This is a genomic window from Sandaracinobacteroides sp. A072, from assembly GCF_052616365.1.
The window spans coordinates 1,207,955-1,214,678 of record NZ_JBQXGU010000001.1 but is presented as its reverse complement, the minus strand read 5'-3'; the positions used below and the strand labels follow the sequence as shown (position 1 = coordinate 1,214,678).

4 protein-coding genes and 1 pseudogene are annotated in these 6,724 nt (G+C 61.9%); 1 reads left to right on the top strand and 4 read right to left on the bottom strand.

The genetic code is table 11. The features are described from left to right. Nucleotides 1–450: 450 nt before the first annotated feature. On the top strand, nt 451–1,248 hold the full coding sequence (mazG, locus tag ACUJ46_RS05950) for a nucleoside triphosphate pyrophosphohydrolase (protein ID WP_445389494.1): 798 nt from the start codon (nt 451–453) through the stop codon (nt 1,246–1,248). Between the two features lie 11 nt (nt 1,249–1,259). Here mazG and hflX read toward each other — a convergent pair whose 3' ends face one another. The 4 genes and pseudogenes from hflX to ACUJ46_RS05930 all read right to left on the bottom strand — a co-directional run bounded on the left by hflX (nt 1,260) and on the right by ACUJ46_RS05930 (nt 6,708). After that, complete coding sequence (hflX, locus tag ACUJ46_RS05945; protein ID WP_445389493.1) at nt 1,260–2,582, bottom strand: GTPase HflX; 1,323 nt, start codon at nt 2,580–2,582, stop codon at nt 1,260–1,262. 5 nt (nt 2,583–2,587) lie between these two features. Beyond that, nucleotides 2,588–2,845, bottom strand: a pseudogene (gene hfq, locus ACUJ46_RS05940) (RNA chaperone Hfq); the annotation flags it as partial. Nucleotides 2,846–3,022: 177 nt separating this feature from the next. Continuing rightward, a complete protein-coding gene (gene ntrX / locus ACUJ46_RS05935; RefSeq protein WP_445389492.1) occupies nt 3,023–4,423 on the bottom strand; it encodes a nitrogen assimilation response regulator NtrX in 1,401 nt (466 codons plus the stop codon). Then, nucleotides 4,423–6,708 carry an ATP-binding protein gene (locus ACUJ46_RS05930; protein WP_445389491.1) on the bottom strand — a complete coding sequence of 762 codons (2,286 nt, stop codon included), beginning with the start codon at nt 6,706–6,708 and terminating at the stop codon, nt 4,423–4,425. The genes ntrX and ACUJ46_RS05930 overlap by 1 nt, the downstream gene beginning before the upstream one ends. Nucleotides 6,709–6,724: the final 16 nt, after the last annotated feature.

Genomic DNA, 6,724 nt, shown 5'->3' with positions numbered 1-6,724 from the left:
ATGACCAGCCCCCACAAGCGTATGCGTCAGGACATATAGACGAACTTAAGTAACACAAATCCGAGCCTCGAAAACCCAGATCGTGGCACCGCCGTCCACATGTCCCTTCATATAAACCAACAATGAGAAAAAGCGTCACAGGCACCCCGCCGGTTTTTTTACCGGCCAAACCTTTCGGTCTGTTGAGGATCAACTCTGCTTCGTGAACTCGCCGTTTGGGGCAGTTCAGCGAAGCAGCGTCGCTGTGGAGGCGGCTTATGGCGATCTCGTCGGGGGCCGTCAACAGCTATTTTCAAAAAATGTTCACGGTTCTGAAAAAAGCGCTCGTTGCGCCTCTCTGCCCCCTTTTCAGTCCCTTCCTGCGACATGCCTGACAGGCGACGTAGCGATCCTTGCTCTTAAGGCGCCCACGCTCTTGAGACGCAAGCCTGCACATGGGAGATACGCTTTATGATAAATGACCCCGACACCCAGCCCGACACCCAGCCCGACACGGGGGCAGAGCTGATGCGTCTCCACGCGATCATGGCTCGCCTGCGGGGCCCCGATGGCTGCAGCTGGGACCGCGCACAGACATTCGACACCATCGCGCCCTACACGCTGGAAGAGGCGTACGAGGTGGCTGACGCCATCGAGCGCGGCGAAATGGCCGATCTGTGCGAAGAACTGGGAGACCTGCTGCTCCAGGTGGTTTTCCATGCGCGCATGGCTGAAGAGGCAGGACATTTCACGTTGTCCGATGTTGCCCGCAGCATCTGCGAAAAGATGGAGCGCCGGCATCCCCATATCTTCGGGCCGCATGCCATTCCCCTATGCGCCGAGGAAGTTAAGGCGAATTGGGAGAATATAAAGGCACGTGAAAAGCACCGGGAATCGCAGCTGGATGGCATAGCCCTCGCCCTGCCCGCCCTCACCCGTGCGGACAAGATCGGCAAGCGCGCGGCACGTGGCGGTTTCGACTGGCCCGATGCCAGCGGCCCCAGGGCCAAGATCCTGGAAGAGCTGGAAGAACTGGAAACGGCGCGCACGCAGGAGCATCGAATCGAGGAAGCAGGCGACCTGCTTTTCTCCGTCGCCAACTATCTGCGAAAACAGGGAATCGACCCTGAAGCCGCCCTTCGTGCCGCCAACCGGAAATTTGAAGGCCGATTCCGGCTTATCGAAAATCAGCCCGGTTTCCTCGACATGGATACAGACGAGAAGGAAGCCCTATGGCGGCAGGCGAAGGAAGGGACTCTGGGGCGCTGAGAAAGGAAGGATCAGAGTGTCCTGAATTTCGCGCCCGCCTTTTCCGTCAGCCGCACCTTCAGGCGGATCATGCCATCTTCCTCGGCTCGCGAAACCACCTCGCCATTGGCGTAAAGCCAGGCAAGACGCTGGCCGTCCGACGGGTGCAGGCTGATCGTCTCGAGCATGGTGGGCGCCGAAAGCCTTTCCGACAATATCGTCTTCAGCCTGTCTATTCCCTCACCAGTCAGAGCTGAGACCAGAACGACATCCTTCTGCCGTGCGGCGCGCTCCGCTTCCTCATCGCGGCGTTCAGGGTCCAGCAGATCGGCCTTGTTGAGGACTTCCAGAATCGGCACCCTGCCCTCGCCTTCCAGCACGTCAAGTCCGTCGAGCACGGCATGCACATCAGCCGCCTGCGCCTCGGTGTCAGGGTGCGCGAGATCGCGCACATGAACGATGAGGTCGGCTTCCGTGACTTCCTCAAGGGTTGCGCGGAAGGCTGCCACCAGCTCGGTCGGCAGGTCCGAAACGAAGCCGACCGTGTCGGACAGGATCACCTTGTCATGCCCCGGCAGGCGAATCGCCCGCATCGTCGGATCGAGTGTTGCGAACAGCAGATCCTTCGCCAGCACCTCGGCTCCAGTCAGCCGGTTGAAAAGTGTGGATTTCCCGGCATTGGTGTAACCGACGAGGGCAATCACGGGGTGTGGTGCACGTTGCCGGCGCGCCCTGTGCAGGCTGCGGGTTCTGCGGACGGATTCCAACTCTTTCTTCAACCGGGCAATCCGGTCCCGCAGGAGGCGCCGGTCCGTCTCGATCTGGGTTTCGCCCGGACCGCCCAGAAAGCCGAAGCCGCCACGCTGTCGCTCGAGGTGGGTCCAGCTGCGCACAAGCCGGCCAGCCTGATATTCAAGATGCGCCAGTTCAACCTGCAGGCGACCTTCGGCCGTGGCGGCGCGCTCACCGAAAATCTCGAGAATGAGACCGGTTCGGTCAATGACCTTGGCTTTCAGCCCTGTTTCGAGATTCTTCTGCTGTACAGGCGTGATGGCGGCATCGATAACCACCACCTCCGCACCATGCGCCTGAACGTCGGCCGCCAGTCGCTCGAGCTGGCCCTTCCCCAGCAAGGTGGCCGGGCTCAGGGCCCGAAGCTTCACGATCACTGCATCTCGAACATCGAGACGAATGGCCTCGGCGAGCCCGCTGATCTCTTCAAGCTTGGCTTCCGGCGAACGCCGGGCATCAGCCGAACCGCGCGCGATCAGCGGATGCACCACGATGGCAGGCGCGCCAAAGCTGGTGCCCCGCGCCTGATCGAAGCCGCGCGCGGGGCCAGTCACGTTGCTCAATCCTCGTCGTCCGTGCGCTCTGCCTCGAAGAGCTGCACCGGCGCTGCCGGCATCACAGTCGAGATCGCATGCTTGTAAACAAGCTGCGAATGTCCGTCCCTGCGGAGGAGAACGGAGAAATTGTCAAACCAGGTAATGACACCCTGAAGTTTCACGCCATTCACAAGGAACATGGTGACAGGGATTTTCTGTTTGCGAACGGCGTTCAGAAACACATCCTGAAGATTATTCGCCTTGTCGCTGCCCTTCGATTTGTCTGACATTCCCTTCACCTTTCCGGTCTTGGCGGGCAGTGGCGCCCGCACCCGCGCCGTTGCCCGGCGTCGGCCGACGGGCCAAGATGGCCCGACTGGCGGCGAATGTAGGCACTGACCCGGCAGTTCACAACCATGCAAATAAATGAAGGAAGGGAATATTCCGGCCAGCGTCATTGCCAGTCATTACTGATTACCGGAATCGCCATCCTCGCGCTCGCTTTCCGTTATGCCCAGGGCCTTCAGCTTGCGGTGAAGCGCCGAGCGCTCCATGCCAATGAAAGTCGCAGTGCGGCTGATATTGCCTGAAAAGCGGCGGATCTGCACTTTCAGATACTCGCGTTCGAATGCTTCACGCGCTTCCCGCAAGGGCGTTCCCATGATCGATTTCGCTGCATGGTCGGGCACCAGGCGCGTCGGCTCGGCCGTCAGTTCCGGGGGCAGATGCTCCAGTTCGATCCGAACCGTGCTGTTGGCGGGCGCCAGAATTAGAGTCCGCTCCACGATGTTGCGAAGCTGGCGCACGTTTCCGGGCCAGGAAAAGGCCTGAAGGGCGGCCATCGCATCGGGGCTTATCTGCGGTGTCTTCACCCGCCGTTCCCCGGCAAGGCGGGCAAGGAAATATTCGGCAAGGAACGGTATGTCTTCCCGGCGCTCTGCAAGGGGGGGCAGGCGCACCGGCACCACGTTCAACCTGTAATAGAGGTCTTCGCGGAAGCGGCCTGCCTGAATTTCCACGGCAAGATCGCGTGCGGTGGCAGACACCACCCGCACATCGACCTTGATCGACCGGGTGCCACCCACACGCTGGAAACTCTGGTCGGTCAGCACACGCAGGATCTTCGCCTGTGTCGTCAGGGGCATGTCCGCCACCTCGTCGATGAAGAGCGTGCCGCCATTGGCGACCTCGAGCAATCCGGGGCGAATGAGGTCGCCGCCCTGCTCTTCCCCGAAAAGCTCCTCTTCCACCCGCTCGGGCTCCATGCGCGCGGCGGCAACCACCACGAAGGGCCTCTCCGCCCGGTTCGACCAGTTGTGCAGCAGCCGGGCGGCAACCTCCTTGCCCGAGCCGGCCGGCCCCTGGATCAGGACCCGGCTGCCTGTGGCCCCGACGCGCTTGATGGTGGCGCGGACGGTATTGATCTGCTGGCTGGACCCGGTGAGTTCATTCTCCATGCCCACCAGGCTTCGCAGTTCATCCACTTCCCGGCGCAGGCGCTCGGTCTCGGTCGCGCGGGCGACAGCCATGAGAAGCTGGTCCGCCTGGAAGGGTTTCTCGATGAAATCCCATGCGCCGCGCTTGATGGCGGACACGGCGGTATCGAGATTGCCATGGCCCGAGATGATGAGGACCGGGAGCCCGGGGTCCTTTTCCTTGACCTTGTCCAGAAGCTCCAGGCCATCGAGGCGCGAGCCCTGCAGCCAGATATCGAGGATGAGAAGCGCCGGCCGTCGCTCGGCAATGGCGGCAAGCGCCTCGTCGCTGTCTGCGGCGGTTCGCGGCTGGTAGCCTTCGTCTTCGAGCACGCCGGCAATCAGGGCGCGGATATCGGCTTCATCATCAACAACCAGAATATCGAGAGGCATCAGCTGTTCACCTGTTCCAGATCATCATGGGCGCCGGGAGTGGAAAGAAGCGCGTGGTTCGCTGTCATGTCGAACTCGATGGACAGGACAGCGCCACCCTCGGGCCTGTTGCGGATGTCGAGCCGGCCGCGATGGTCCTCGACAATGCGCTTGACGATTGCGAGCCCGAGCCCCGTGCCACGCTCGCGCGTGGTCACATAAGGCTCGAACAGGCGGTCACGCAGCTGCCCGGGAACGCCGACACCTGTGTCGGACACTTCGATCAGCAGCGCACCGTCATTGAGGGAAATTCTTGTCAGAACCTCAGGTTCCACATTTTCATTTTTAGAATGAATAGATTCCGAGGCATTTTTCAATATGTTTGTGAACACCTGCGCTATCTGCCTTCGATCACACACAAAGGGGGGCAGCGCCTCCGGAACGACAAGCCGGAAGTGAATGTCCGGGTTGGCGACTTCCATCAGAAAAACTGACTGTTTCGCAATCTCTCCAATGTCTTCCTCGCTGAAGCTCGGAACCGGCATGCGGGCGAATGCGGAAAACTCATCAACCATTCGCCGCAAGTCGCCGACCTGCCTGATGATCGTGTCCGTGAGATCGAGAAAGAGCTTGCGGTCGGCATCTTCCGAAGGCTTGAAGCGCCGTTTAAGCCTCTCGGCAGAAAGCACTATAGGTGTTAAAGGATTCTTGATTTCATGAGCAATACGTCGCGCCACATCCGACCATGCCGCGCGGCGCTGGTCAGCCAGTTGCTGGGAAATGTCGTCGAAGGTCAGGATGTAGTTGCGCGCCTGCCCGGCATCCGCGGTCAGGCGAACGGCAAGCGTCTGCGTTTCCGAGCCGGCCCGGCCATGCGGACGGGCGCGCCGCACTTCGGCGCCCGCAATCCCTTCCCTGCGCGCCGTCTCCAGAAGATCGGCGAATTCCGGCACGGCATCCTCCAGCCTGCGGCCGGCAAGCCCCTGTGGCCCGCAGTCGAGAAGCGCTTCGGCACTGTCGTTCGCCAGCTGGATGACACCATCGGCATTGATCGAAAGAACGCCGGCTGAAACGCCCGACAGCACCGCCTCGATGAAGCGCCGGCGCTGGGCCGACTGTCGGCTGGCGCGGGTCAGCTCTTCCTTCTGCGCCTTGAGCTGGCTGGTCATGCGGTTGAAGCTGCGGGCAAGATCCGCGATTTCGTCGCCTGCCCCTTGCGGGTTGACGCGGGCGTCGAGATCGCCCTCGCCCACACGCTCCGCCGCTTCGGCCAGCGCCCCGATGGGCGAGACGATGCGCGACGCCAGAAGGATGGCGAACCAGATGGCCGTTGCCACGACAAGCAGCGCCACGGCAAGGAGGATGAGGTTGAAACGCCACTGCAAGGCACGCGAGCGCTCTGTCAGGTCCTTGTAATCCGAAAGCGCTGCCTGGGTGCGGGCCACCTGCTCCAGCACGCGCGGCTCGACCCTGCGGCTCACATAAATGAAAAGCGGCTCGTCAACGCTCAGCCGCACCACTGATTCCACCCGATCGCGGGCGGAGGCAATGACAACGGCCTCGCCCTGCGGAATTGTCGCATAGTCGATCTTCATGTCGCGCAAGCGCACGGGGGCACCATCGATGCTGGTTTCCGCCAGGATCTCAGGCTGTTCAGCCCCCGGCTTCAGGACGGCTGCCTCGGAAAGATTGCGCGCCGCCACCTGGAATGCGAGGCCATCCCGGAAAGATTGCGACGCGATCCCGAAATCCATGGAATAATTCGAGACATCCCGCCCCATGGCGATGATGTCATCCAGAATGCGGGACTTGTTCTCTTCCACATAGGCCTGCGCCACGCGGTCGGCATTGTCGAGCACGGTGCGCGCGCGATCGGAAAACCAGAATTGCACGCCGAACTGGAACAGAAGCGAGGCGAAAATGACCACGAGAATGCTGGGGGCGGCTGCCAGCGCCGCGAAGAGCGCCACCAGCCTGACATGCAGCTGGGCGCCGGCACGTCGCGCGCGGCGATTGGCGATCAGGATCGCGACACGCCTGGCAATAAGCAGGAGCAGCGCCAGAAGCGGCACCATATTCGCAAGCAGCAGGATCGTCACGAGCTGCGGCGAGAACCCCTCGGCCGGGGCGCGCTGCCCGGTCAGGACTGCGTAGGACGCCAGGCCGATGATGAGCGCGATGGCGGCGAAGCCGATCTCGAGGCCCGGAAAACGATCCGGACTGGCAGCCCAGCGGCCAAAACGCCTGCGCGCCAGTCGCCAGCCAAGAGCGACACGGTTGCGCGGGAATGTCAGCCTGTCTGCCATGCCGATGCATGGCTAG

Bases quoted from the DNA above. Each gene is read 5' to 3' on its own strand.
- ACUJ46_RS05930 (WP_445389491.1), bottom strand. From the start codon at position 6,708: ATGGCAGACAGGCTGACATTCCCGCGCAACCGTGTCGCTCTTGGCTGG.
- ntrX (WP_445389492.1), bottom strand. From the start codon at position 4,423: ATGCCTCTCGATATTCTGGTTGTTGATGATGAAGCCGATATCCGCGCC.
- mazG (WP_445389494.1), top strand. From the start codon at position 451: ATGATAAATGACCCCGACACCCAGCCCGACACCCAGCCCGACACGGGG.